Origin of the sequence: Desulforhabdus sp. TSK, assembly GCF_022836495.1 — a bacterium.
GTDB lineage: Bacteria > Desulfobacterota > Syntrophobacteria > Syntrophobacterales > Syntrophobacteraceae > Desulforhabdus.
This window is the reverse complement of sequence record NZ_BQXM01000022.1, coordinates 50839-76748: the sequence shown is the minus strand read 5'-3', so window position 1 is coordinate 76748 and position 25910 is coordinate 50839. Positions and strand designations below refer to the sequence as shown.

The 25910-nt window shown below is 57.3% G+C and carries 21 protein-coding genes and 1 tRNA gene; 8 read left to right on the top strand and 14 right to left on the bottom strand.

Annotated features, from left to right (window positions below; translation table 11 throughout):
- Positions 1–291 (bottom strand): hypothetical protein (locus MWC30_RS13810; protein WP_244084780.1); only part of this gene is annotated, 291 nt, incomplete at its 3' end.
- 386 nt (positions 292–677) lie between these two features.
- On the opposite strand from MWC30_RS13810, the gene MWC30_RS13805 reads away from it, so the two are divergent.
- Positions 678–929, top strand: a complete 252-nt coding sequence (locus tag MWC30_RS13805) for a hypothetical protein (RefSeq protein ID WP_244084779.1) — start codon at positions 678–680, stop codon at positions 927–929.
- Positions 930–931: 2 nt separating this feature from the next.
- On the opposite strand, the gene MWC30_RS13800 is transcribed toward MWC30_RS13805, so the two are convergent.
- Together MWC30_RS13800 and thrC are read right to left on the bottom strand one after the other, a co-directional pair.
- Positions 932–1489 (bottom strand): gamma carbonic anhydrase family protein, encoded by a 558-nt coding sequence (locus tag MWC30_RS13800; protein ID WP_244084778.1) that lies wholly within the window; start codon positions 1487–1489, stop codon positions 932–934.
- Between the two features lie 70 nt (positions 1490–1559).
- Entirely contained in the window at positions 1560–3062 is a 1503-nt protein-coding gene (gene thrC, locus MWC30_RS13795) for a threonine synthase (RefSeq protein ID WP_244084777.1), read from the bottom strand.
- 500 nt (positions 3063–3562) lie between these two features.
- Between thrC and MWC30_RS13790 the strand changes: the two genes are divergently transcribed.
- The 6 genes from MWC30_RS13790 to MWC30_RS13765 all read left to right on the top strand — a co-directional run bounded on the left by MWC30_RS13790 (position 3563) and on the right by MWC30_RS13765 (position 9384).
- On the top strand, positions 3563–3700 hold the full coding sequence (locus tag MWC30_RS13790) for a hypothetical protein (protein ID WP_244084776.1): 138 nt from the start codon (positions 3563–3565) through the stop codon (positions 3698–3700).
- The gene (lpxC, locus tag MWC30_RS13785) at positions 3697–4644 is read left to right on the top strand and encodes a UDP-3-O-acyl-N-acetylglucosamine deacetylase (protein ID WP_256461257.1); all 948 of its coding nucleotides are present in this window, start codon (positions 3697–3699) and stop codon (positions 4642–4644) included. Before MWC30_RS13790 ends, lpxC begins: the two co-directional genes overlap by 4 nt.
- Before the next feature lie 299 nt (positions 4645–4943).
- Positions 4944–5519: a DUF4390 domain-containing protein gene (locus tag MWC30_RS13780; RefSeq protein WP_244084775.1), complete on the top strand. Its 576-nt coding sequence runs from the start codon at positions 4944–4946 to the stop codon at positions 5517–5519.
- A 9-nt stretch (positions 5520–5528) separates the two neighbouring features.
- Positions 5529–7754 (top strand): PAS domain-containing sensor histidine kinase, encoded by a 2226-nt coding sequence (locus MWC30_RS13775; protein ID WP_244084774.1) that lies wholly within the window; start codon positions 5529–5531, stop codon positions 7752–7754.
- A gap of 37 nt (positions 7755–7791) precedes the next feature.
- Positions 7792–9222 (top strand): sigma-54 dependent transcriptional regulator, encoded by a 1431-nt coding sequence (locus MWC30_RS13770; RefSeq protein WP_244084773.1) that lies wholly within the window; start codon positions 7792–7794, stop codon positions 9220–9222.
- An 84-nt stretch (positions 9223–9306) separates the two neighbouring features.
- A tRNA-Pro gene (locus MWC30_RS13765) sits at positions 9307–9384 on the top strand.
- Between the two features lie 370 nt (positions 9385–9754).
- Here MWC30_RS13765 and MWC30_RS13760 read toward each other — a convergent pair.
- The 11 genes from MWC30_RS13760 to MWC30_RS13710 all read right to left on the bottom strand — a co-directional run bounded on the left by MWC30_RS13760 (position 9755) and on the right by MWC30_RS13710 (position 25022).
- A complete protein-coding gene (locus MWC30_RS13760; RefSeq protein ID WP_244084772.1) occupies positions 9755–10012 on the bottom strand; it encodes a hypothetical protein in 258 nt (85 codons plus the stop codon).
- 80 nt (positions 10013–10092) lie between these two features.
- Positions 10093–10389: a hypothetical protein gene (locus MWC30_RS13755; RefSeq protein WP_244084771.1), complete on the bottom strand. Its 297-nt coding sequence runs from the start codon at positions 10387–10389 to the stop codon at positions 10093–10095.
- A gap of 150 nt (positions 10390–10539) precedes the next feature.
- Positions 10540–14037, bottom strand: coding sequence for a YhaN family protein (locus tag MWC30_RS13750; protein WP_244084770.1), 3498 nt, complete (start codon positions 14035–14037; stop codon positions 10540–10542).
- On the bottom strand, positions 14034–15290 hold the full coding sequence (locus MWC30_RS13745) for a DNA repair exonuclease (RefSeq protein WP_244084769.1): 1257 nt from the start codon (positions 15288–15290) through the stop codon (positions 14034–14036). The genes MWC30_RS13750 and MWC30_RS13745 overlap by 4 nt, the downstream gene beginning before the upstream one ends.
- A 5-nt stretch (positions 15291–15295) precedes the next feature.
- On the bottom strand, positions 15296–16270 hold the full coding sequence (locus MWC30_RS13740) for a P1 family peptidase (protein WP_244084768.1): 975 nt from the start codon (positions 16268–16270) through the stop codon (positions 15296–15298).
- A 16-nt stretch (positions 16271–16286) separates the two neighbouring features.
- Complete coding sequence (locus MWC30_RS13735) at positions 16287–18959, bottom strand: PEP/pyruvate-binding domain-containing protein (RefSeq protein WP_244084767.1); 2673 nt, start codon at positions 18957–18959, stop codon at positions 16287–16289.
- A gap of 429 nt (positions 18960–19388) precedes the next feature.
- Positions 19389–20648, bottom strand: coding sequence for a Glu/Leu/Phe/Val dehydrogenase (locus tag MWC30_RS13730; RefSeq protein ID WP_244084766.1), 1260 nt, complete (start codon positions 20646–20648; stop codon positions 19389–19391).
- Between the two features lie 77 nt (positions 20649–20725).
- Positions 20726–21028, bottom strand: coding sequence for a hypothetical protein (locus tag MWC30_RS13725; RefSeq protein ID WP_244084765.1), 303 nt, complete (start codon positions 21026–21028; stop codon positions 20726–20728).
- Between the two features lie 2 nt (positions 21029–21030).
- Complete coding sequence (locus MWC30_RS13720) at positions 21031–21381, bottom strand: hypothetical protein (protein ID WP_244084764.1); 351 nt, start codon at positions 21379–21381, stop codon at positions 21031–21033.
- 310 nt (positions 21382–21691) lie between these two features.
- The gene (locus MWC30_RS13715) at positions 21692–23134 is read right to left on the bottom strand and encodes a sigma-54 dependent transcriptional regulator (protein WP_244084763.1); all 1443 of its coding nucleotides are present in this window, start codon (positions 23132–23134) and stop codon (positions 21692–21694) included.
- Positions 23112–25022 (bottom strand): ATP-binding protein, encoded by a 1911-nt coding sequence (locus MWC30_RS13710; RefSeq protein ID WP_244084762.1) that lies wholly within the window; start codon positions 25020–25022, stop codon positions 23112–23114. Before MWC30_RS13710 ends, MWC30_RS13715 begins: the two co-directional genes overlap by 23 nt.
- A gap of 320 nt (positions 25023–25342) precedes the next feature.
- Between MWC30_RS13710 and MWC30_RS13705 the strand changes: the two genes are divergently transcribed.
- Entirely contained in the window at positions 25343–25630 is a 288-nt protein-coding gene (locus MWC30_RS13705) for a hypothetical protein (protein ID WP_244084761.1), read from the top strand.
- Positions 25631–25910: the final 280 nt, after the last annotated feature.

Sequence of the window (25910 nt, the reverse complement as noted above, 5' to 3'; positions counted from 1 at the left end):
CAGCATCCCCACCGCCGTCGCGGCCGCCAAAACCAGCATGATCAACACCGGTACATATTCACTCATGGCTGATCTTCTCTCTCCATTAACTGTCCCGCGTTTACACTTACACCCTTCCCCCATCCCGCACTGACACACCCTCGCACTACAGCGCTTTTCCATGCTCCCGCTGCCGATAGCATCACACGCCAGACCAAGAGAGAGTCCCGCAAGCGCCGATTTTTTCCCGAAGTCGAGTGAGTGATTTTTTTCTCGATGGACTTCGTTATCAAGTTCTTCGAAGCTTGTCAAGGATAACCTCAGCAATTCTTTGACAGAAAAACCTCCTTCCTCCCCCGGCTGATCCACGTGCTTTTATGTTCAAAGTCAATTGCTGAGGGGCACCGCAGGCGGTACGCTCAATTTTCGCCCCCCCGGGTCGTCCTGATTATAAAGGAGAACAGCGCAGGACCGGGAGGACCGGATTGACACCTCCTTGGGTCTCTGATAGGCTGAATGTCAATGTCTGTGACAGGTAAGCACTGTCATGGAGCTACAGGTCGGATTTCGCTGCGCGGCACGCCGATGTCGGCAGAAAATACACATCACCTCCTTGCGGATCTGCTGCATTCCAACGGGGAGCGCCGCAGCCCAGGGAGACATTCCACCTCTATCGGCATCACGGGAAGGCTGAAAACATGGATCGAGCTATTTTTGACTTGGAAGCCAGTGTTGAGGCAACATCACTCTATATTCTCCTCAGTGCACTTTCGGATCAGGGTGTGGCCCTCAATCTCAAAACCGCCCGCTTGCGCTGGAACGGCTCCGAGGAAGAGCTTTTCAACGGCGCGGATGAACTGGTGAAAAGAGGAGTCCTGGAGGCGACGCTTCCCCTGTCGGAAGAAACTCCTCTCCACATCACCCCCAGCACCGAATGGCGAAAAGCCTGAAGCTACCCCAGGAACCCCTTGACCTTCACACGATCGCGGGGGGCTTGGGGATGCAGGTATTCTTCGGCCAATTCCCGATAGTCCAGCACGCCACTCTCCTGGATCTCGCGATGAACATGGGAGGCTTCCTTTTTCACCTGGGCCGGTGCCCCCATGACAATGCTTCCCGGGGGGGCCACAAAGCCCGGTGGCAGCACCGAGCCGGCCCCCACGATACATCCCCTGCCGATTTTACACCCGTCTAAAACAATGGAGCCCATCCCGATGAGGCAGTCATCCTCCACCACGCAGCCGTGGAGAATGACTCCATGCCCGACAGTGACACGACTCCCCACTTCCAGAGGAAATTTCTTTTTGGTGACATGCAGGGTACAGTTGTCCTGTATATTGGTTTCAGAGCCGATGCGGATAAAATGGACATCTCCCCGCACGACGGTGTTGAACCAGATGCTGCTGCGGTCCCCGATCACCACATCGCCGATCACCCAGGCGCCGGGAGCGATGAACACCCCCTCCCCCACCGTGGGCAAGACTCCCTTATAGGGCAAAACACTGCTCATTTCCCAAACCATCCTTTCCATGAACACCGATGCATTCTCCGGGTCTTTTCTCACTTCACGCCCTCCGACATCAACGGCCCTTCAGCCCCAGCAATTCCGCCACAGAACCGGCCGTATATTCCACGAACGCTCTCATTGCATCGGGCGCCAAGACTTTTCCCCCCTGAGGACTGGGCATGCCGGCGGGAGGAGCCACCAGAAGGGGCGCATTCCGAAGGTCGTCGCGAGGAATGACCTCGAACTCGGGCTCGAAGCTGTTGGTAAAATATTTGTCCTGAAACATGGCGAACTTCAGAGCGTGGGCCGTAGCATCCAAAACGGCCGTGCGGTCCCTGGAGATTTTCTTCTCTTCGACGGCCTTCCGAAGTGCCGCCAGGCATTCTCCTCCCTGGGTGCACGAGATATGCCCGTTGCGGTTGGCCATGAGCATGGCATCCATGATTTCCTGCTCCTTCACCTCCACCACCTGGACTGCTTCATCCCCCGCCAGCCGCCGGTATTGTTCCACCAGCCTCATGACACGGGGCATGGAGACGGGATTGCCGATCATGGCTGCCTGAGCCACACTGGGACGCACCGTCACGGGTTGAAATCGACGCTTATCCGGCCGTTTTTCCAGGTAGTACAGATAAACCGGGTTTGCATGCTCGGATTGAACTCCGAGGATCGAAGGCAGCGCAGGGATGATCCCCAGATCGAAAAGCTTCAAGAATCCCTGTAAAATCGCTGTAATGTTTCCTGCATTGCCGATGGGGACCACGACGGTCAGGTTCCCCACCTCGTAATCGAAGGCCTGGGCGATTTCATAGCTGTACGATTCCTGCCCCAGAATACGCCACGCATTCTTGGAATTCATGAGGGCCACGGAGAAGTGCTCGGAGAGGTACTCGACGATTTTCATGCAGTCATCGAAGACACCGGGGATTTCAATAACTTTGGCACCGCTCCCCAGGGGCTGCCCCAACTGCTGTGGGGTGACTTTTCCCTGAGGCAGGAGCACGGCAGACTTCACGCCCTCCACGAGGTAGGAGGCATAGAGGGCTGCCGCGGCCGAAGTGTCGCCGGTGGAGGCACAGATGGCCAGTACGTTGGATATTCCACGGTTTTGAATCAAATCGTTCAGATAGCTGAACGCACTGGCCATCCCTCTATCTTTAAAGGATGCACTGGGATTCTGGCCGTCGTTTTTGAAATGGAAGGGGATTCCCACCCATTGGCTCAAGCGTTCATTGGCAGCCACCACGGGAGTATGCCCCTCCCCCAGGTAGACAATGGATTCCAGGGGCATGATGGAGCCGATCAGTTCATGAAAGCGGTAAATTCCGCGCAGTGCCGGGACCGTCAGCATGCTGCGATAATCGAAAATTTTTTGCCAGAGGGGCCCGGAAATCCCTTTGAGGCGTTCCCAGTCCCTGTCCTTGATCATGAGAACACTGCTGCAGTGTGGGCAGGTATAGAGCAGTTCTTCTATCCCGAATTCCCGCCCGCATTCAAAACATTCATAGACGTACGTGCCGCCGGGAGCAGGAACCACATAGGGCTGCATCTCCGGTGGGAATTGATCCAGTTTCATGGGCAATGACTCCCGCAGTTTCTGAAATTTTCGTCCAGTGAGACCCATCCAAAGGAATCTTCCTGCAATCAACGATCGATTCTATATTTTCACATCAAGACCCCAAGATCAATCTTCCCGTGATACCATGGGACAATCTACTCCAGTCTTGTTGATGGAACAATCCCCTCGCACAAAATGCAACACTTCGGCATTCTGAATATTTTCCTGTTCCACCACCGCCCACATCTCACAACCCATCCGGGATCCTCCCGTGGAAGGGCCTGGAAAGCCGACTGCAGAATTTTTTGATCTACGTTCTTCATTTTCATTGCAAAAGGGACTTGCCCCAGAATTTTTTTTCCTTATAACGGAGATGGATTTTGGAAGCGCTCCTTCGCAAAGAAGCGTTGCCGCATCCTTTACCAATGCTTTATTTTAGAATGTGGCAAAAAAGCCACATTTAGAGATAAAATGTATCCTTTCGACAACAATCGTGGCAGCACGCCGAGGAACTTTACTTGACCACACGACGAAACCTCTATAAAAGAGGTATGAAAAACGGCTGCTTCCAGAAAAAAGAAAAAGGATTGATAGAAAGGCAGCCGATGGCACAGTCGATGCTTGACATGCCTGATCGAGGAGGAAAAGGGGCGTGAATTATAAATTTTGCAGGCAGCACACTGTTAGCAGCGAGGTGTGGTGCAAGGGGATTGGTTTACACTCTGGGGCAAAAGTCTCCATGAGACTGAAACCGGCGCCGGTAAATTATGGTGTCAGGTTTCGAAGAGTGGACCTAACCGGCTCCCCCACCATCATCGCGCACTTTCACCATGTAGTGGATACCGTTTTGGCGACCCGCATCGGGTTCAACGGGGTGACCATCGCCACTGTTGAGCATCTCATGGCGGCGTTGCTTGGAAGCGGCATAGACAATGTCCTCGTGGAGCTCAATGGTCCTGAAGTTCCCATTTTCGACGGGAGCGCCGCTCATTATATCGCTTTGATTCAGGAAGCGGGCAGACAGGAGCAGGCGTTGCCGCCACAGTACCTACGGATTGAAAAGCCGTTTTTTGTCAGCGAAGGGGATGCGTTTATCAAAGCAACTCCATCCGAGCGATTCCAGGTGCGTTACACCATCGATTTTCCGCACCGCCTGGTGGGACGGCAGGAATATACCTGGTTCTTCGACAGCCATGCCTTCCACAGGGAGATCGCCAGGGCAAGAACGTTTGGATTCCTGAAGGATGTGGAAAAGCTCCAGAGCATGGGAATGGCACAGGGAGGATCCCTGGACAACGCAGTGGTCTTCGATGACTACAAGGTTTTGAATCGAGAGGGATTCCGTTATTCCAACGAGTGTGTTCGACATAAGATTTTGGATTTTATCGGGGATCTAGCCCTGACCGGCATGCAACTACAGGGTAATTTTGAGGTGCACAAGGCCGGGCATGCGCTGCACAACCGGTTCCTGAAACAGCTTATGACGAAGCCCGGGTATTATGCGGTCCAGGCTCCGGCTGCGGCTCCCCCCACCTATTTTCCACCCGCCAGCCTTCCAGGTTTCATGGATTCTTTGCAGCACGTCGTCAAGCCTCTCTAATCCAGGGGTACGATGAACTGAAGCACTCACGCCTGCCGGGCCACGCTCCCTCGCTGGGGAGCGGTCCGGCAGTTCTATTTTCCACTGACACAACATTGCATCAGTCCTGCAGGCGGCCATGCCGCCCTCTTCCCAAAACTCCCGATCGTCTCTTCCACGGCGCCTTCCCAGGTCGTACCCCGGCGGTTTCCATGAGCTCCTCCTGCTCGTAAGTCGCAAAATTCCCTTGTTTTCCGAGATCCCTTTGGCTAGAATCCTTTCACATTGATGCCAACTTCACACGATAACTTTATCAAATCATGATAAAAAAATTCTTTCTATTCCTTCTGTGGAGCCTGTGCGCTCTCTTCATCGAGCCATGGACCGCTCCGGCCCTGGCCGGTACGAAGGCTGAGATTTCTGAGGTGAATGTCGTTACGGAAGGAACGAATGTCGAGCTGAGCTTCAGCATTGTCAACTGTTTCACTCCCAAAATGGAAGAAGCCATCGAAAATGGTGTCCCCACCACCTTCCGTATCCACGTGGTCCTGGAAAAAACCGGGCTTCCTTATTTGAGGGAAAAGTTCCTGGATATCGTTCTGGAGCACACCATCAAGTACGATCGCCTGAAGAATGAATACCGTGTGGAGCTCCTGGAGCACCCCGATCACCCGCGAACCACCAAGGACATCGAAGAGGCCAAAGAGTGGATGAGCGTCATCCATGAGCTCCCGCTCCTCCCTTTATGGCGGATGCAAAAGGGGGCAACCTATCAGATCCGCATGAAAGCCGAGCTCTCCAAGGTCAACCTTCCTCTCTTCTTTCGTTATGTTTTTTTCTTTGTCTCTTTATGGGATTTTGAAACCGACTGGCAAAAAGTCACTTTTTCCCCGTAAGCCATGCCCATGAAGTTTCCTATTCCGCATCCCAAAATCAACCGCCGCCGGCAAGAACGATTCTGGGTTATCCTCGTACTGATTCTCGTCTTGTTTTTCGGTTTCCTGGAAGGCTGGTTCTTTCAGCTCCAATCCGAGCTTCCTCTTTTCGGCAACATCTTCCTCTTCGCACTCATCAACCTCAATGTCATTCTCCTGCTGCTCCTGACCTATCTGGTGCTTCGAAACATTGTCAAGCTCCTTCTCGAGCGGAAGCGCAATATCCTGGGGCACAAACTGCGGACGCGTCTTGTCATCGCCTTTGTAGGACTCACCCTGATCCCCACCCTGCCCCTTTTCTGGCTCGCCACCCAGTTCATCTTCTCCAGCCTGGACTACTGGTTCAGCCACCGCGTGGAGCAATCCCTGGAGCAATCGGTGGCCCTGGCCAAGGATTACCTCCAGCAGGAGAAGCACGACCTTGCCTTCGACAGTCGGCTCCTGAAGGATGAGCTCCAAAAACTTCAGAATAGTCATGGGGCTTCGACACCCCAGGACCAGGAGCTGCCTCCATTGCTGCTCGTGCAGCATCACCTGGACGGCATATTTCTAACAGACCCCCAGGGCAGAATCATGAAACAATGTTTCAGCCCGACCCTGTCGACGCCCCCCTCAGCAGTGTTGGAGCATTTTGATTCCGGGGAGATGGAAATCTCCCCGGAGGTCCAGCACATCAATCTGGCACATAACCAGGAGGCTCTGGTCTCCCGCGTTGCATTCTCATTCTCGGGGCGGCCCGGTGAAAGCTCCGAGGCCATCCTCCTGCTCGTCCGCATCCTGCCTCCCGGCATCACTCAGGAGCTCAATGCCATCACGGCCGGTTACGAAGACTATCTTCAGCTGAAGATGCTTCACAGCCCTTTGAAAAAAACCCATTTCATCACCTTTTCCAGCATCACCCTCCTGGTCATTTTTGCCGCCATCTGGTTTGGCTTCACCCTGGCTAAAAACATCACCACCCCCATCCAGGCCCTCGTTTCCGCCACACAGCGCGTTGCAGACGGTGAGTTCAACAATGTCGAGCTGGCGTCGGAACGGGAAGATGAGATCGGCATGTTGATGACTTCGTTCAATGCCATGGTGGGGGACCTGCGGGCCAGCCGGGAACAGCTGGCCAGGGCGTACAAGGCCTTGCAGCAGAGCAACTGTGAACTGGAAGAGCGCCGTCGCTACATGGAAATCGTCCTGCGGGACATTGCCGCCGGCGTGGTGAGTGTGGATGAAACGGGCAAGATCATGACCATGAACAAATCGGCCGAGGCAGTGTTCGGACTGCGTGCGTCGGAAACACTCGGGCGGTTTTATTCGGAGTTCCTCCAGCCGCCCCACTTCGAGATCCTCCAGTCTTTTCTCGATCAGTACCGGAAAACCCGGCAGAATTATTTCCAGCAGCAGATCCAGGTCATGATGGGAAACCGCCCCAGAGTCTTTTTATTGAAGGCATCCATTTTGAGGGATGAGGAAGGCCGGTATGTGGGGGTGGTGGTTGTCCTGGATGATTTGACGGATCTCGAGAAAGCGCAGCGCATGGCAGCATGGAGGGAAGTGGCACGCCGCATTGCCCATGAAATCAAAAATCCTCTCACTCCCATTCGCCTGTGCGCCCAGCGCCTCAGGAGGCGTTATCTGTCCCAGATACGGGACGACGACAATCCGGTCTTCGATGAATGCACGGGCACCATCATTGAGCAGGTCGATCGCTTGAAGCTTCTGGTGGATGAATTTTCCAAGTTCGCAAGACTCCCACGCGTGCAGCTCGCGCCATGCAATCCGGTGTCCATCGTTGAGGAAGGCTTGGCCCTCTACAAGCATACGACCCCCAACGTCGCCTTCTTTTTGGAACGTCAGGATGATATTCCCATCGTCCAACTGGACCGAGATCAGTTCAAGCAGGTCATGATCAATCTCCTCGAGAACGCCATCCATGCCCTCGATCACCGGGAAGGCTCCATCACTCTGAGGCTTTTCCACGACCCCGACCTGAAAATCGTGCGCATAGAATGTGCGGATACAGGACACGGTATCTCCCACGAAGACAAGCTTCGTATGTTCGAACCGTATTATTCCACCAAAGAAAAGGGAACCGGGCTGGGGCTGGCCATTGTCGCGAGCATCATTGCGGATCATAATGGATTTGTGCGAGTCTGCGACAACGTCCCCCGGGGGACTGTCATCATCATCGAGCTGCCCGGTTGAGAGAACTCTTTGTGTCGGAAATGTGGAGCCGAAGTTCATGAAGCCCAAGATTTTGATCGTTGACGATGAAGTCAGTATCCTTCAGTCCCTCAGCGGGGTTCTCGAAGATGAAGGCTACAGGGTGAGCGTCGCCGCATCAGGGGAGGAATCCCTGGAGGATGTGCGCAAAGACACCCCGGACCTCGTGCTCCTCGACATCTGGATGCCTGGAATGGATGGGCTGGCTGTACTGAAGGAGATCAAGAGCTCGCATCCCCAGCTGCCCGTGATCATTATTTCCGGCCATGCCAACATCGAAACGGCCGTAAAAGCCACCCGCATGGGGGCCTTCGATTTTGTGGAAAAGCCCCTTTCCCTGGAACGGATGCTGGTCTCCATCCAAAATGCTCTCGAATTTCAACGCCTGGAAGAGGAAAATCGCCTCTGGAGACAGAAGGCCAACCACCGCACCCGCATCACGGGCAGGAGTCCGGCCATGGAGCGCCTCCGGGCAGAAATTCAGAAGGCGGCACCCACCAATGCCACGGTCCTCATCACGGGGGAGAATGGAACGGGCAAAGAACTGGTCGCCCGCATGATTCACTTTCTGAGCCTGCGCAGCCAGCGCTCCATGATCGAAGTCAATTGCGCGGCCATCCCCGAGGACCTCATCGAGAGCGAGCTTTTCGGCCATGAAAAAGGGGCCTTCACGGGAGCCCATGAGAGGCGTCGTGGTAAATTTGACACAGCCAACGGAGGCACATTGTTTCTGGACGAAATCGGAGACATGAGCCTCCGCACCCAGGCAAAAATCCTCAGAATCATTCAGGAACAGGTATTCGAACGTGTGGGAGGAACCCGCTCCATCAAGGTGGACGTTCGCCTGGTGGCCGCCACGAACAAGGACCTGCGCCAGGAAATCGAAGCCGGCCGGTTCCGGCAGGACCTTTACTACCGCCTGAACGTGATTCCCATCCACGCCCCTCCCTTGCGGGAGCGACTGGAAGACATTTCCCTCCTGGTGGAGGATTTCATCGATGAAATGGCCAACGAGAGTACGCTGGGGCGCAAAGAGATCGCTCCCGAGGTCATCACACTCCTCCAGCAGTATTCATGGCCGGGAAACGTCAGGGAGCTGCGCAATTTTATTGAACGCCTGATCATCATGACACCGGGACAGGTCATCCGGCCAGAAGATCTGCCGCAGGATTTTCTGCTGCAGCTCTCCGAACATCCCTGGAAGCACAGCCATTTTCAGTATGCGACCCTGAAAGAGGCTCGTTTCGCCTTTGAACGGGATTACCTTCTCTGCAAATTGGAGGAGTGCGCCTGGAACATCTCCGCCACCGCCGCCCAAATCGGGATCGAGCGCAGCCATCTTTACCGCAAGATGAGAAGCCTCGGCATTCGCGAAAAGAACGGGGCTTCTCCATCTGCTGATTCGGAGGACAAGCGCTCCGCCGTTGAAGCCCTCCCGAAAAGGAAATGAATGGAGAAGCGAGACTTTGCGTTTTGCTTCAAGAATGCGGCTTGACAGTTTTTCGGATCAGTGCTAGTTATGCTTCCACATCGTCGGGACGTGGCGCAGACTGGTTAGCGCGCTTGCTTGGGGTGCAAGAGGGCGGAGGTTCAAATCCTCTCGTCCCGACCATGTGATGCTGCTCACTATGGGAACCTGGGAGAAATCCTGAGTTCCCTTTTTTCTGCCTTTCCCTTTCGGGTGCATCTTGCACACTTCTTACCCCAGCTCTCACCATGCATTACGGCTGTTTTGCCTGCTGGACTTGATCCTGTCCGATGGAACTTCACCCCAGACGGAAGAACTATTCCCTGTCAAACGAAGATTGCTGTAGAGGTTGCTTCTAAAAAAACTCTTCCTGATGAGGACTGCAAATTCTCATTCAACATTCGCCGGCGTTTGGCTTTTCCGTGTTTGTCTCAGTGGACTGCCCCTCCTGCTGCACTTGATCAAACGTCTTGCCGGAAAATAGCCCAAAAACAGGCGTTCGAGCAACCCGCCCTCAGCCTTCCACCTGCACCACCCCTTTGGCCAACAGATAACCGAAGAAAAGCTTGAAGGACTCCTCCACCGTATCGAAACGGGTCGCCAGCTCCTCCTCGCTGAATTTCACGGCCTCTTCTTCGATGTATCGGGTCACCATGCTTTCCATGGCCCGCCGGCTAGCCTCCTCGCGGATCCCCCCGCACATGAGTTGCGTCAGGTATTCCTCTAAATCCAGGAGCTGTTTCATCTTCTGTAACGTAAGACCATTTTCCATGATGCGTCCCGTTTTTGAACCGTTCGCATTATAAGCTCAAAGCCTCCTTAGAAGTGTCTCCAAACCCCACCCGGAGCTCCTCAATGATAAGTCGGCGGCCTGTGCTCCTCGTCTTCGTCGGGGCGCCTGACAATTTGGATATGGGGATGGGGCTTTCGCCTCTTTCCCTGGTGTCTTCCCCCGATTCCCCCCGCTACTCTTGCCCAACCCCACAAACGCATCAGGGGCCGGACACTCAGACAGGCCCCCATCACGCCGCTCGCGATTCCAGCTTGAATGTCCTGAGCTCCCATGAGCAGGCCCGCATACACCAGTGTCGCCCCAAAAAAGAGCAGAATAAAGTCGAGCATTCCCTTCCCCGCGCGATCACAATTCATCCGTCTCTCTTCTCCACCTGACCGAACCAACCATAGAGGTTCATCGGCCGTTTCGTTCCCCAAGCTCCGGGTGGCCCCACGCAACCGGCAAAGAACTTTTTTGATAGATACCTTCGACTGGCTGAAAATTCAACCACATAAAAACCCTTTTCATCCTGCATTCAGTCCGCTGGAGGCGGTGTTCAGACGGTGAAGATGAAAGGCCTCTTCATGGAGGGTCTTGCGGCAGAGCTCGACAAGGTGGTCATGGTGAGTAAAAAGGAAGACCTGAGTCCGCCGGGCCAGCCCGGCCAGTTCCGGCAGGATGGCGGTAGCGCGGTCGTCGTCGAAGGTGATGAGCAGGTCATCGAGGATGAGGGGCATGGGCTCGTGCCGGTCGAGATAGCGATCGAGGGCGGCCAGGCGCAGGGCGAGGTAGAGCTGATCCCTGGAGCCGTCGCTCATGCCCCCAATGGGCACCGAAGACTGATCCGGGCGCATTCCCACGAGGATGGGGACATCGTCGGCGTTGAAATCTGCTCTCAGCCCGCTGAACGCCCCCCGGGTGATATTTTGGAAGATCTGCCCCGATTTTTCCAGCAGGGGTCCCTGGTTTTCCTTTCGAAACCGCTCGATCTGTGTCTGCAGGAAATGAGCGGCCAGGCGCAGGCGAATGAAGTGTGAGGCATCCTGTTTCAATCGCGCCACACAGGATTCGGCCTGTTGACGGTAGTCGGCGGCCGCATCCCCGGCAGATTCAAGGGCCTGCTTGTGGGCTTTGAGCCCATACACGGCATCGAGCACTGACCGGAGCGCGTTCTCCTTTTCTGCTTTCCGGGCTTTGAGGGACTCTATCCGCCGGGAAAGACCATCCACATCTTCCGACATGACCCGGTCGAGGAAGTCGTCCACCGCCTCACCCCGAGCGAGGCCGCTCAGGGTGCTGCGGAACGCGGCAATCTGATTCTGGGCACTGTCCCGCAATTCCAGATGGGCGAGGAGCGGCTCCAAAGCTTCCACCGTGTCGAGCTTCACCAAGCGCAGCATCTCCTCCAACGCTGCGACGGCAAGGCTGTAGGATGTCCGGCTCTCTTCCAGGGCCGCCCCCGCTTCCTCGATCTGGGCGGCAAGCTGCTCATGGCGTGTCTGGGCTTCACGGGCTTCAGCCAGCATCTTCCACAGCTGAGATTCCTGAACCGTCGCCGTCTCTCCTCCCGCGCCAAGGGCGGTGGCCTTTTCCCGCACGGCCTGTTCGTATTGCACCACCGCATCGCGGGTTTTCCGTGCTTTCCCTGAAATGTCCTTCCAGCGATCGAATTTCGCCAGGAGCTCTTTGCGTTCCTGCAGGAGCGCCAGCCCGGCTCCGGGGGAAATGCCCTCCGGCAGACCGACGGTTCGGCACTGGGATTCCCACTTTTCCAACGCCGTATCGACCGCGGCAGAGAGGCGTGCAGTGCCTTGTTCCATCAGCTCCTCTTGATTCTTCAGCTTACGGAGCTGACGGATGACCTCCTTCCTTTGACCTGCCGCCTGTTCTCCTTCCTGGACTCGCTGCCGGACCTTTTCCAGAAGCAAAGCGAACTCTTTTTCCGCGGATTCCGAGAGAGCCGCCGCAAGCTGTTTTCCGGCTTCCTGAACCTGCCCGCTTTTTTGCCGCAAGGCATCTTCAGCGACTCTCAACTGGCGCAGGAGCTCTCTGAATTCACTCCAGGCTTCACGCCATTCCTCCATTTCGGCCGGTGTTCCCGGTGTCAATCCGCAAGACTGCCACGCCTCCTCCCATGCGGTTTGGCATTCCTTCAGCCGCATTTGAAGGGCTGCAATCCTTTGTTCCGCCTCCCCGGTCTGCTTTTCAGACTGAGCCATTTGAAAACGCTTCTCTTCCGCCTGGGCCACCGCCTCGGCCTGCCGGCGCAGCTGGTCCGCAAGGTTGTCCGCCCGTGCCACCGCCTGCGGAAAGGCTTCTTCCAGGGGAACGCCGGGAACGAACACTTCCGGGCTCCCACCTCCTTTCCAGTCGGCCAGCACAAGGCTCCAACCGCGATCACGATGTACCCGCGCTTTACGGAGCGCCTCATCAGAGGGCAATTCCCCGAGCCGTTCCAACCGGTTCAGTTCGGCTTGAAAGGCTTCGATCTGCCTTTTCCCCTCCATGATTTTGAGCTCTTCGCCCTGGATTTCCCGAGCGATCCCGTCCATGGCGTCACGGAAGTGTCGAATGGTCGCCCTGGAGGGAACCGGGAGGCTGCCGGTGGCATCCAAATCGTTGGGTGCACCGAGCAGCTCGCGATGACGATCCTGAACGGCACGGACGAGGCGTTGGATCTCGGAGGCGCCGGCGGCCAGGGTTCGGTCTGCTTCGGCGGCCCCGGCCGCTACGGCCAGCACCTCCCGAAGAGGAGTCAGGTCCGTTTCCGGTAAGGTCTGCAGCTGCTTTTCCAGCGCCCGGATTTGAGCTTTGAGGTCTTCGGCCTTTTCGGCATTCTTTTCTCGGGCGTCCCGGGTTTTTTGAAGTTGATCGGCCGCCTCCTCGCAGCCCAGCCGAAGAGCGCTGCTCAGCCGCAAGGGTTCAAGGGCTTCGAAGGGACCGGCCAGTCCCAGATTCTCCATCCCCGCCCGCAAGGCTGCTTCGAGTCCGACCAGCTCGGTTTCCAGGTCGGTCAGGGTGTTCCTGCGCTCCTGATAAGCACCCAGGTCCCGGTGCAACCGATCGAGGCTGTCCGCCTCAGCCAGCACGGCGGGAGAAGTCCGGCAAGCAGCCAGCTGCTCCTGCAGCCTGGCGATCTGGGACTGGAGGCGCTTGAGCTCCGCATGCCCCTCGCCGGCTGCTTTCCGGGCGGCACGGGCCCGCTCGACAAAATCGCTGGAGACGTCGGGCAGGAAAGGCAGCTTTTCCAGCTTTCGCATCTCCTCATTCAAACGCCCGACGGTGGGAAGGGCATCCTCGCACCGATGCAGCCACTCCAGTTCCCGCACGATGGCGGAGATCCCGCACTCCAGCCGGGCACGATCTTCCTCGGCCGCAGCCAGGTCCCTTTCGACCTTCTCCCACGTTTCGGCATTCACGACGGCTTCACGGCTTTTGCGCAGCAGCTCCTTGTGGGCATTCACGGTGGGTCGTATGGACACATTGGCTGTCGCACGGCCTTTGAAGAGGCGTTCCGATTCCGCATTCAGGGCCGCCAGGACCAGCTGAACAGGGGTCCCGCCCATGCTGGCGGAAAAGAGCGCTTGGCCCATATCCCCCTCGCCACGGAGGAGCTGCTCGGCCCCCTCATGGAGCTCCCGGGCTCCCAAGCCAAACATGGTGGAAAAGTAGGCATGGTCCACACTGCCCAGAAAAGGAACCAGGGCATCGTCGGGCAATGGGTTGCCGTCGGCGTCCAGCAGGGTATTCTTGTTTCCTTTGCGCCGCTGAAAGATGAGTCGATCGCCCGAACGGCCGACGATCTCCCCCGCGATGCGCATCTTCTTGTAATCGTGCACAAAATTGTCGGGAGACTGGCCATGCATGCCGAAGAGCAGATCGCGAACGGCGCGCAGAAGCGAGCTTTTGCCCGCTTCATTGGGCCCGTAGATGACGTGGAGATCGCTGCCCCGACCAGGAAAAACGAGCTCCAGGTTCGTGAAAGGTCCGAAGGCCGGAATGTGTATGCGACGGAATCTCATGAGGCCTGGCCTCCCTTCGTTCCCAGGGCATCCAGGATGATGGCCCTCACCTCTTCCAGAACTGCCGGATTCCTGCTTTCATCCCATTCGGATTCCACTTCGCTACGGATTTCAGGGGGCAGGACATCGAGCATCTCTTTCACTTCGGGGGGGAAACTTCCAGGATCGATCCTGGCTTCTTCCAGGGTTTCCAGAACGATTTTCGTGAGTGCATCCCGCTCGGCCAAATCTGCCAGATCATACATGGGAGATGTCGAGATTTTGATCTGCTCGATCCAGAGGGCCTCATCCCCCTGTTCCTGGGCACGTCCCAGCAGCTCAGCCCGCCATCGCTGGGCTTCACGATGCAGCGAGCCGTGCAGGGGTGTGGCTCCCTTCAGGACAATCCTCGCGGCTACCAACCGCCCTTCGGCCCCGCGGACGGCCTCGGCCATGGACTGGGCGGCACACCTGAGCGCTTCCGCCTCCACCGTTATCCCGGCAAGATCGACTTCCAGCACCTGCCACCGGACAACATCCAGGTCGCGCGGCTCCACCCGCTCTACTTCCAGGAAGTCGTTCACCGTCACCAGGCGGCAGCCGTGCGGCCCTGTCTCACGGGCGTCCCGCCCCTGGCAGTTCCCTGAGAAGACCATCCAGGGGTCCCGGCTGATCACCTCGGGCTGGTGGATGTGGCCCAGCGCCCAGTAATGATAGCCTTTTCGACGCAGGTCCGCTTCCGTGCACGGAGCATAGACGTCGTGGCCGGCTCGGCCGGTGAGGCTGGTATGCAGGAGGCCCAGGTTGAAGCAGCCCGGCACGGCCGGCGGATAATCCTCCGCCAGGTTCTCGGGGACCGCACGGTTCGGAAACCCGCGCCCATGAATCACGACGGGAACCCCTGGAACTTCGACCGACTCGGCGGTCCGCGTGGAAAAAAAGTGGACATTTTCCGGCAGGCTCAATTTCCGGGTAATGACGGACGCTGCGTCGTGGTTGCCCGAAACCAGGAAAACCGGAATGCCCCTGTCGCGGAGTCGGACCAGCTGCCCCCGCAGAAAGAGGCCGGTGCTGTAGTCCTTCCAGTCCCCGTCGTAGAGATCCCCCGCAAGGGCCAGGAAATCGATGCTCTCGTCGAGGGCCAGTTGGATGAGGTTCTCGAAGGCCCGCCGCGTTGCACCGCGCAGGAGATCGACGGGCGCCCCGTCATGAGCCTCGAGACCCTTCATGGGACTGTCAATATGCGCATCAGCGGCATGGATGAAACGTATCATTGCCCTTAACCCTCCACGCCCTTGAGATCAGCCCAACATTTCAAGCCGCAAATGGATCGCGCTCTCTTCACCGCCGCCACAATGCTTCTTTCGACGACCCGGGCGGCCAGCAGGCCGACGACGGTCGCATCGGCCCGGACCTCGCCCGTTGCCATGGCAAAAACGGTGTCTCCGTCGAACAGGGTGTGAGCGGGTCTCAGGGCACGCGCGAATCCATTCTGAGCCATGGAAGCCACTTTGGCGGCCTCAGCCTTGGTGAGAGCAGCATTGGTGGCTACGACGCCGATGGTGGTGTTGCCTCCGGAAAAATCCATCTTTTCGGCATAGGCCTTTGCAAGAGCTTCCTCCGTATCCCCCAGTCCTTTCAGGTCTTCCGTCAACAATCCGGCGAGACGCTCCCCCGTCTCCGGGTCAAGGACATCCCCCAGAGCATTGACGGCGACAATGGCGCCGATCTTCAAGTCTCCGGCCTGCAGGGCGAAGCTTCCCAGCCCGCTTTTCATGGCCCGGGCCATGCCGCACATCTTTCCCACGGTGGCTCCTGTTCCCGCGCCGACATTTCCCTCGGCGGAACCGCCGGAACCGGCATTCAAACACGCTTGATACCCCATGGCACGGTCCGGCCGGACTTTTGGGTCGCCGATGGGCAGGTCGAAAAGCACGGCCGCGCACACCAGGGGGACCTTGATACCCTGGGCATCGAAACCGATCCCTCGTTCGTCCAGGTATTGCATGACGCCCCCGGCAGCATCCAACCCGAATGCACTGCCTCCGGCCAGAAGAACGGCATGGATCTTCTGGACCAGGTTGACCGGATTCAGAAGGTCCGTCTCCCGGGTGCCGGGAGCCCCGCCTCGGACGTCGACTCCAGCCGTTGCTCCCTCCCGGCAAAGAATGACCGTACAGCCGGTCGCCGCCTCCAGGTCCTGGGCATGCCCGACCTGGAAGCCTTCTATTTCCGTGAGATCGATCTCTCTCATGGCTCGCTCCCTTTCTTCACGAAGGTTTCTCAGGAGCGCCTGCACGCCGCAGCGTCTCCGCCGCATGCAGAAAACAGAGCGCTTTGCCCTGACGCGCGTCCGCCACCACCTGGGCATAGCGCCCTCCCGCAGCCGAGGGGACATCGATGACCTTGATGAATTCCTCGAATTTTTCAGCGCCGGGGGCGAACCGCTGGAGGCTGTTGGGGGCCTCCTTGAAGAACGTAACGTTGAAGTCAGCCTCGGGGTCGTCGGGATAGACGGGCAGGTAAATGATCTGGGATTCCACCAGGTCGAGAAAAAAGTGGGTTCCGAAGGAGACATCGGGCACGTGCCCGGCCTCCTCGCGGGCAACCTCCACCAGCACGGAAGCATGGTTGATGTCCGAATAGGTCGTGTTGACTCCCAGCATGATGTTGGAGCTCCCCCATCTCCCGGGGCCCATCATGATGACCCGATCCTGAGCCAGGTCCGGGTGCCGGTTGATCTCACCGATGATGCGCCCCATTTCCTGCTTGATCTCCAGGGGTGCCTGCTTCGCATAGGCCTTCGGGTCGATGTAGAGGATATATTTGATGTCGTTCACGATCCCGCCCGAAATGATGCGGCCGGCCCGGAAGAGAAGCAGATCCCTGGGGACTCTCGCCGGCAGCACGACATCCTCCATGGGGCTGGGAACCCTCATGGGACGGCACTGAACGACATTGATCCTCGGACTCCCGTGGGAATCGATGGAAGCGGTGAACTCCACGTCCACGGGATACCCGTAGGCCGTTTCGAGCTTCGACAGCAGGTCCTTCATATACCTCATGAATTCCGTACGGTTCAGAAGGTTGTTGAAGGTGAGGACGCAGGTTTCCGGGCTTCCCATGAGAATCCCCTCGGGATCACGGATGTAGCCGTCCTGAAGGGTGGAAACGAAGAGGTCCAGGGCCGGATAGGGTTCTCCCCGCAGGATGTCCACCAGGGGCAGGATGCGAAATTCGTTCTGAGCCAAATCCAGCACGTCCACTTCACGCTGCGAGTAGAAGGCAATTTTCGATCCGACTTCAGGGCGGAGCCGGGGATGGCTGACGGCAATCAATCGCGGATAATCGCCTCCCACGCGGTTGACCGCCCGGGTGCCCAGGCCAAAGACAAGCCGGACAATCCCCTGGCTCGGGTCGATGCGCTCCGTCCACCGATACAGGTTGTGGGAAAAAGCAACGCCGGCCAGGGACGGAAAGAAAAAATTCTTGTGACGCATCCCGGAAACGCGCTGAACCAGGATGGCCATCTGCTCGTCCGATTCACCCAGGCCCCGCTCCCGCCGGTAGGCAAGGGCGTCCGGATGTACGGCGCTGGCATAGACCAGCTTCACCGCGCGCAGGAAGTCTTCCAGCCTGGCCTCGGGGTTGCCCTGGTTGGCGCAGAATTCGCTGCGGTATTTTCCGGCGAAAGCATTGCCGAAGCCATCTTCCAGCAGGCTGCTGGACCGTATGATGATGGGGGCCTGCCCGAAGTAGTCCAGAAGGTCTTTGAACTGCTCCATGATTTCGCCCGGGAACCGTCCTTCGAGAAAACGCTCCTCCACGCGCTCGAATTCCGCGGTGGAAATCCTGGAGTTCCGGGTGAGGCGGAGCCTCAGGCGGAACAGGTCGTTGTGGATGAGGAACGTGAAGAAGACGTCCGAACCGATATAGAACGAATCGTGCTCCTCCATTACCTGCGAAAAGTCGACGCCGCCGGGAGCCTTGCGGAGGATGCTCCGGGCCAGGAGCATCCCCGCCGCCTTTCCACCGATGCGGCCGGACCCGATGAGCCTGTTCCTGATTTCAAGAAGATCGTGCAGAGTGAAATATTCGTCGGAAAGGCGCCTGAAGCCCGGGTCGCCCCCGATGATCATGCGGGAGAGCTCCTGTTTGAGGGCCTGGATCTCGCCCGTGTGCTCCAGCTCCTGCAATTCCTCCTCATTGTACTGGGAAAGCTTTCGATACACGCTGTCCCAGGGTGCTATGGAATCGGCCCGGACTCTCAACGGAAGCTTCCTCGCCCTGAGTGACAGCCGAGAGGCATCGCCGCTCTGAAAAACAGGAGTCAGGGATCCTTCCGTGAAAAGGTGAGGCAGGAACATTTCAGAGGAGTAACGATCCCATACCTTGAGGGGGTGAATGTACAGCTCGCCCTTCACATGATAAAGGTCCATGAGAACCTGGGTGGTATCCCGGATGCGGGCTACCGCGCTATGGGAATGCCTCCCGCGCGTGAGGGCGAAGTAGGCCACCGTGTCCAGTTCGTGCAGGTAGGGACAGGTGACCTGGAAAAAATTGGCCAGGAGCTCATCCGTGGCCCATTCCTCCACCAGGGACGACAGGCTGTCGAAAACATAGAAGGCCCCGATTCCCTTCTCTTCGATGACTTGATTGACCTGGGCACTGAAGGAATCGAAGCCCGGCCGGGGATCGACCTCCGCCACCTCGAGGCCGGCCTGAGGAGGAAAAAAGATGCTCTCGTGCGGCGCAAAGCGCACATACACCGTCGTCCGCCCTTCGTGGAGCGCCTGCTTCACAAAGGGACGAGCCACCTTCAGATAGTTTTCCGGGCCGTCCACCTGCCAGACCACATTGTCGCCCAGGCGGAGCCCCTCAATGACTCTGTCCAGCGCCGGTATGCCGCTGCTCACAAATTGCCATCGCTCGTCGTTACCCATTGCCCCTTCCTGGAAATCAGGCGTCAGCCACGAAATAATACTACAACGAAAGTTCTTGCGTAGGGTGGGCTTTGCCCACCATTTTGCGCCGAAAGCATTAGTTGGTGGGCAAAGCCCACCCTACGCAGGACAACAATTTCTCGTTGTCGTGATAGTGCAGCCTGGCGAAAGTTTTCATCCCATGGAACAGCGCATTCCCCCCTCCCGTGGAGATGGTGCATGAAATGCACCCTACCTGGTGAAGTACTTTACCATAAAAAGAAAACCGCCGGGAGGGTGGAGTTTCTCCACGATCCCGGCGGCTCGCCTACGCTTGGATGGATGATTTTTGCTCTCTGTCAGTCCTGAGAGAAGGGCAGGCGGAAAGCTCCCGGCTCCCGGCACTCACCCGCTCCCGGGCCACATTCTCCTTGCCAGGGCTTTTTGCGGCTAAACCCAGCCGCGCAGCTTCATGGCTTCCACGACCCTGGAAACGGCCACGGCATATGCGGCCTTACGCATATTGATTTTATATTTCTCGGAGGTGTCGAAGACTTCATGGTAAGCCCGGGTCATTTTCCGGTCCAGCTTCTCATGGATTTCCTTTTCCTCCCAATAGTACATGCAGGCATTCTGTACCATTTCAAAATAGGAAACGGTCACTCCACCTGCATTGCAGAGGAAATCCGGGATGACATGGATGCCCTTTTTGTACAGCACCTCATCCGCCTCCGGCGTCGTCGGTCCATTGGCCAGCTCGACAATGATTTTGGCCCTGACCTTGTCCACATTCCGCTCCGTGATGGTGCTTTCCAGGGCAGCCAGGACGAGAACATCCACATCGAGGGCCAGGAGCTCGTCATTGGTCATGGCTTCCGTGCCTTTGCACGCCACGACGGAGGAGGTTTTGTCCTTGTGGGCGTTCACATCCGGCACACAGATGCCGTTGGTGCAGCAGACAGCCCCTTTGGAGTCGCAAACCGCCACGATCTTCGAACCGAACATGGATTCCGCCAGGCTCGCCGCATAGCACCCGGCATTGCCGTATCCCTGGATCGCCACGGTGGCCTTGCTGAGGTCGAGCCCTACCTTTTTGGCGGCCTCGCGGAGGGTATACATTCCACCCCGTGCCGTGGCATCGCCACGCCCGGGAGAGCCCCCCAGAGGCAGAGGCTTGCCCGTAATGACCCCGAACTGGTTCTTGCCGACGATGGACGAATACTCATCGACCATCCAGGCCATGATCTGGGGATTGGTGTAGACATCCGGCGCGGGAATGTCCTTGTCCGGACCGATGAAGGGACCGATGGCTTTGATGTAGCCACGGCTGATGCGTTCGAGCTCGAAGTTCGAGAGCTCCTTGGGGTTGCAGATGACGCCCCCTTTTCCCCCTCCCAGGGGCAGGTCCAGCAGGGCGCATTTCCAGGTCATCCAGGCGCCGAGAGCCCGCACCGTATCGATGGTTTCTTCGGGATGAAACCGGATGCCGCCTTTCGTCGGGCCCTTGGCGTCATTGTACTGCACGCGAAATCCCTGGAAGACCTTCGTGGTCCCGTCATCCATGCGCACCGGGAAATTCACATGGAATTCCCGCATAGGGTGCAGGAGCACATCACTGGTGCTCCGGCTCAACTTGAGAATGTCCGCGCAGTCCTGGATCTGTTTTTGAGCGATTTTAAATGGGTTGCTATGATTGTTGCCGTCTGACATGTTCCGCTTTCCTCCCGTTGCAGCCACATGGGCCTTTCATCTCACCAGACACGACCATTCGACACGTATCCCCCCGACTACATCCGATCTTCTGAAAACCGTTTGGCATAGTCGAGCTGATGCTTCAATATCCACATTTTCTCCAAGAATTCCGGCCAACCGCTCTTGGGCTTGAAACCATGCTCCGCATCGGGGCGAACCATGACGCTATCGACGACTTCTCCCTGAAGTTCGTCCCACAGATCCCCCCATGTCTTCTGAGCGTCCTGCAGAACAACCCCCATGACATTTCTGAAATGTTTGAATTTGTCTTCAGGCAGTAGAATCGTGCGTGCTTCAGCCGGCCTGTTTCCTGAAATGACCGTAAACTGCTTCGCCATGATCAGTGATCTCCTTCCTCGTGAGATGTAGCCCCGATGGAGCCATCGCAAAGCCTTCTGGCGTAATCGATCTGGATGCCAAGGAGATGAAGTTTTTCCAGGAGAAGGCCACGTTCGCCATCCGGCGTGCCCCCCCAGGAGCCATTCCGCCCCTCCAGGATCTCCTCACACGAATCCGCCCCCTGGAGTGCATCCCAGATCTCTCCCCAGAGCCTGTAGGCATCATCCATGACGCTGACGGCAACCCCCCTGAAGTGCCTCAATCTTGCGTTGGCCCGCCGGATCTCCCTGTCCACTCCATCCGTGGATCGAGCCACCCAGCCTACGACATCAACTTCAGATCGATCATTCATACTGAGATTTCCAATGCGGTTAAGGAACTTTCCTGCAGGCACTCAACTCTTCCTGAACAATGGCAACAAGTATGCCTGGAGGACTGCTGCGCCCTTCGAACACCAACTCATTGATTCAATTGTTTTTTATACAAAATGGCTTAAAGGAGCATGGGATGGGCGGCGTGGTGCCTGCTGGATGACGCGCATCTAACCAGCGGCTCTTGGAGAAGATTTGGATACAACATTTTGAAATCAATAGCCATTTTAATATCTGTTCATCTTTTGAACAGGGGTGGTGCAAATGGAGGCAGGGAGAACGGAAGCGCCTTCAATCGGGGGAGGAGGGGAGGGCATATTTTTTCATACGATGCCGGAGGGTGTTTCGACTCACGCCCAGCACCCGCGCGGCTTTGACCTGGTTATGCCCGCACTGCTGAAGGACCCTGGCGATAAGCGTTTTTTCCACCCGATCGATGATGCTCTCATGGATCTTGTTATGGCAGACCTCGATGAGGTCTGGAATGATGGCATCCAGGGCCTTCTCGATCCTGGCCCAGCATGGCTCACCCATGGCTTCCCGCGGCATGTCGTGCTGGCCGGAATCAAACTTGATGTGCTCCTCCAGGATGACATCCCCCGAAGACAGAAGAATCGCGCGCCGCATGGTATTTTCCAGCTCCCGCACGTTCCCGGGCCAGGCATGGGACTGGAGCTTTGCCAGGGCGCCGTCATCGATGCGCCGAATGGGCGCCTGGTATTCCTCCCCAAAGCGCCTCACGAAATATTCCACCAGGGCGGGGATGTCTTCCCCGCGCTCGCGGAGGGGCGGCAGCTGGATCGAGATGATTTTGAGCCTCCAGTAGAGATCTTCTCGAAACCGGCCCTCTTCGACAGCGTTTTCCAGGTTCTTGTGGGTCGCCGCAATGATACGCACATCGACCTTCAAAGTCTGCGAGCCCCCGACTCTTTCCAGCTCTCCATACTGGAGGGCACGCAGGAGCTTGGCCTGAGTGGACAAGGGCATCTCCCCGATCTCGTCGAAGAAGAGCGTCCCGCCGTGGCATCGCTCGAATTTGCCGATGTGGGTCCGTTCGGCACCCGTGAAGGCCCCCCGCTCATGGCCGAAGAGCTCGCTTTCGAACAACGTCTCGGGAATGGCGGCGCAGTTGACCGCAAGAAACGGTTTATCCTTCCTGGAGCTGTGGTGGTAGATGGCCCGCGCCACCAGCTCCTTCCCCGTCCCGGATTCTCCCGTGATGAGGACGGTGACATCCCTGGCGGCGACCTGCCCGATGAGTTTGTAGACCTCCTGCATCCGCCTGTGATTGCCGATGATTTTGACTTCACCCTTGGGCACGGTGGAAGGCCTCCCACTCGAAGACGGGAAGCTCACGACTTCCTTCATGAGACGGTTCACTTCCAGGGCATCCCGGGCGAGCCGCTCCAGTTCATTGCGTTCAAAAGGCTTGAGCAGATAATCGTAGGCCCCGAGCTTCATGGCTTCGATGGCGGTATCCATCGTACCGTAGGCGGTCATGACGATCACGGGGGTTTTGACCTGGAGCCTTCGGATTTCTCTGAGGGTGTCGAGCCCGTTCAGACCGGGCATCTTGTAATCGAGGAGAATGAGGTCGAAGGCTTCCTTTTGAACCTTTTCAAGAGCCGCCGTGCCGCTGCCGCACGCATACACGTCATATTCCTGCCCGGAAAAGAAGCGCGACAGAAAGTGAACCAGCCCCTCGTCATCGTCAACTACCAGTATTTTTTCCATCTTCTCCAGGCATTCCTTCATGCTCGATGGGGATAAACAGAGAAAAGGTCGATCCCCGGCCGACGATGCTCTCCACGCTGACTTTTCCCCCAAGCCGCTGGAGAGAGCTCTGGACGGTGGAAAGCCCCAGCCCGGTGCCCGTTGCCTTGGTCGTAAAAAAGGGATCGAAGAGCTGAGGCCGGATGGCTTCACTGATCCCCGTCCCGGTATCCGCGACATCGATGCGCACGCATTCCCGCGCCCCACTCTCCCATGAGACGGCTTCCCGGCAGGCGGTGACTGTCACCAGGCCACGGGAGCCCATGGCTTCGAGACCGTTCACCATGAGGTTCAGCAATGCCTCCCCCAGCTGCTTTCGATCAGCCCGAATCGGAGGCAGATCCTCCTCTATATGGGTCTGCAGAACCGTTTCCTGCTGCTTCGCCCTCGGCCCCACCACCAGGAGCGCATCCTCGATGAGATCTCTCACATCCACTTCCGTCAGGACGGGATCCTCAGGCCTGGCAAAGTCGAGGAACCGATGGATGGTGGCCTCCATGCGCGCGATCTGCCGTGCGGCGACCCGGAAGTCTTCCTCATATTCTTCCGCAATCTCCAGCTCGCTTTCGATGGCCTCCAAGAACATCTTGAGGGATGTGAGGGGGGTCCTGATCTCATGGGCGACACCGGCTGCAAGCTGCCCCAGTGAAGCCAGCTGCTGGGAACGGGCAGCGGCCTCCTCAGTCGCCTTGAGCCGCACATCCGTCGCATGGAGCTCCACTTCCCGCCGGATGACTTTTTCCTCCAGCGTGTGCTGACGATCCTCCAGTTGTCGGGCCATTTCCCCAAAGGCACGGGAAAGGATCCCGACCTCATCCCCTCGATCACTCCTCACGATGTTTACCTTTTCGAACTCCCCCCTGGCAAGGGCATTGGCCGCTTGACCGAGCTTTCGGATGGGAGTGGCCACATGGCGGGACAGGAGCCAGGCGGAGAGGAGCGTACCACACAGGGAGAAGACGATGACCATGAAAATGTGACGCCTGATTCCGTCGACGGTCCGGAAAGCTTCTGCTCGGTCCTGCTCCACCACCAGCGCCCAATCCGTTCCGCCCACCATTCTCGAAGCTCCGATCACCTCGATGCCCCTGTAATCGGTATAGATCACCCCCCGTGCCTTCGTTCCGAAAATATTCTTATAGCTTTCCGATTGAGCAATATTTTCCGTCAGGATTCGACCGGGATCCTTGTGTGCGAGGAAGGTACCGTCCCCATTCACGAGGTAGCATTCCCCTGTCTCGCCCAAGGATACCCTCAAAATGACGGAAAGAATGGTGCCGGTCCCGACGGATGCCCGGACAGTGCCCTCCACCGTGCCGGAGGGACCAAACAGCGGTGCAGCGATCCAAAAGTAGGAGTCCCTGTGATTCGGGCTCAACCGAATGTCGGACATGTAGAATCCGTCGATCTCGAAGGGCGCCCCCTCTTCCTCCAGCTTGAATCGTGCGTCTCGGCCGGAACTGCGATGGATGACCGCTCCGCTGCGGGACACGACAGAGATTTCATCATAAACTTTGTATTTATTCCGGACCAATTCCAGGTAGGACGCCATCTGCCGAGGATCCATGGATCTCAGGACCGATGAGCCGGTGATGACCTCGAGGTCGGCCTTGCGCTCGGAAACCCATCTCTCCAGCAGAGCGGTCTTGTCCACCACCACATGCTCCACCTGGTTGGCAGCCATGTTCAGGACAAGATCCTCGGCCGTGCGGATGGAAAGTATCCCCACGGCACAGAAAGGCACCAGGGCAAACACGAAGAAAAGCAGCATCAATTTGACCTGCATGTTGTTGAGTAAAGGCAGGAGCCTCTCTGCGGCTTCAGCCTTCTGTGTATGCCTGGACTTCATGGAGCTGTATTCTATCCTTCCAGCTTTCACCAATGGGAAAATCGAAACGGGTTGGATTCTCTCCCAGGTGAATTTTTGGAGAACTTCAAAGAACGAGCTTCTGGACGGCTTTCCAAAAATTTCAAGTCTCACGCTCCGTCAGCAGAGGAGGGAAACGCCTGGTCGGCTTCACGTCATGGCGAGGTTCCGTAGATCCCTGCCAGGCAAGTGTGTTATTTTAATAAAAACCGATGACGATGGGCAAGGAGCACCGCAACATGCCGCCATTCGCGGCGGCACAAAGGGCGCTCGTGCCTCACCACGAGCAAGGGAGTCCAGGGATGTCCACAGAAGCAAAGAAAGCCGCAGTGCGGCAGTATTTGGAGTCGGAATTTTCAGGATTTGCCGTAGAGGGCGGCCGTGAAGCCTCGGATGGGATACACCGGTTCACCATCAGCCAGGGAGACAGCACCCATTATGCCCTCATCGCGGAGGAATTCCTGGAGAGTCACAGCCTGGAAGAAATCGGGGAAAAGCTGAGAAATTTCCTCCTGGCCGAACATTTGAAGGAAATGAGCACCACGCCCGTTCTCGTCACCAACATCGGGCTCAGCCTGGAATACGATTAGACGGGCCTGACGGGAAATTCCGGTGCATGGCCCGAAATCATCTGCGGGGATGGCAGTAAGGGGGATAAGGGCTCGGAACATCTCCCCCACAATCAACCTGCTGTTGGAAGTCCTGACTCTGTCCTTTCACGGGGGCCATCCCTGTGCAACCCGATAAAGCCAGCACCAGCACAGCACCCATCCATATAAATTTCCTGCAAATATCTTTCATCGCAGACACTCCCCCGTCAAGCACTTTAAAGAAAAAAGCTTTCGCTCCGTCACGGGACGGAGCGAAAGC

What these genes read in the sequence shown, in the direction of transcription:
- MWC30_RS13805 (WP_244084779.1), top strand. Translation starts at nt 678, where the DNA reads ATGGATCGAGCTATTTTTGACTTGGAAGCCAGTGTTGAGGCAACATCA.
- MWC30_RS13800 (WP_244084778.1), bottom strand. Translation starts at nt 1,489, where the DNA reads ATGAGCAGTGTTTTGCCCTATAAGGGAGTCTTGCCCACGGTGGGGGAG.
- thrC (WP_244084777.1), bottom strand. Translation starts at nt 3,062, where the DNA reads ATGAAACTGGATCAATTCCCACCGGAGATGCAGCCCTATGTGGTTCCT.
- MWC30_RS13780 (WP_244084775.1), top strand. Translation starts at nt 4,944, where the DNA reads ATGATAAAAAAATTCTTTCTATTCCTTCTGTGGAGCCTGTGCGCTCTC.
- MWC30_RS13775 (WP_244084774.1), top strand. Translation starts at nt 5,529, where the DNA reads ATGAAGTTTCCTATTCCGCATCCCAAAATCAACCGCCGCCGGCAAGAA.
- MWC30_RS13770 (WP_244084773.1), top strand. Translation starts at nt 7,792, where the DNA reads ATGAAGCCCAAGATTTTGATCGTTGACGATGAAGTCAGTATCCTTCAG.
- MWC30_RS13760 (WP_244084772.1), bottom strand. Translation starts at nt 10,012, where the DNA reads ATGGAAAATGGTCTTACGTTACAGAAGATGAAACAGCTCCTGGATTTA.
- MWC30_RS13755 (WP_244084771.1), bottom strand. Translation starts at nt 10,389, where the DNA reads ATGAATTGTGATCGCGCGGGGAAGGGAATGCTCGACTTTATTCTGCTC.
- MWC30_RS13750 (WP_244084770.1), bottom strand. Translation starts at nt 14,037, where the DNA reads ATGAGATTCCGTCGCATACACATTCCGGCCTTCGGACCTTTCACGAAC.
- MWC30_RS13745 (WP_244084769.1), bottom strand. Translation starts at nt 15,290, where the DNA reads ATGATACGTTTCATCCATGCCGCTGATGCGCATATTGACAGTCCCATG.
- MWC30_RS13740 (WP_244084768.1), bottom strand. Translation starts at nt 16,270, where the DNA reads ATGAGAGAGATCGATCTCACGGAAATAGAAGGCTTCCAGGTCGGGCAT.
- MWC30_RS13735 (WP_244084767.1), bottom strand. Translation starts at nt 18,959, where the DNA reads ATGGGTAACGACGAGCGATGGCAATTTGTGAGCAGCGGCATACCGGCG.
- MWC30_RS13730 (WP_244084766.1), bottom strand. Translation starts at nt 20,648, where the DNA reads ATGTCAGACGGCAACAATCATAGCAACCCATTTAAAATCGCTCAAAAA.
- MWC30_RS13725 (WP_244084765.1), bottom strand. Translation starts at nt 21,028, where the DNA reads ATGGCGAAGCAGTTTACGGTCATTTCAGGAAACAGGCCGGCTGAAGCA.
- MWC30_RS13720 (WP_244084764.1), bottom strand. Translation starts at nt 21,381, where the DNA reads ATGAATGATCGATCTGAAGTTGATGTCGTAGGCTGGGTGGCTCGATCC.
- MWC30_RS13715 (WP_244084763.1), bottom strand. Translation starts at nt 23,134, where the DNA reads ATGGAAAAAATACTGGTAGTTGACGATGACGAGGGGCTGGTTCACTTT.
- MWC30_RS13710 (WP_244084762.1), bottom strand. Translation starts at nt 25,022, where the DNA reads ATGAAGTCCAGGCATACACAGAAGGCTGAAGCCGCAGAGAGGCTCCTG.
- MWC30_RS13705 (WP_244084761.1), top strand. Translation starts at nt 25,343, where the DNA reads ATGTCCACAGAAGCAAAGAAAGCCGCAGTGCGGCAGTATTTGGAGTCG.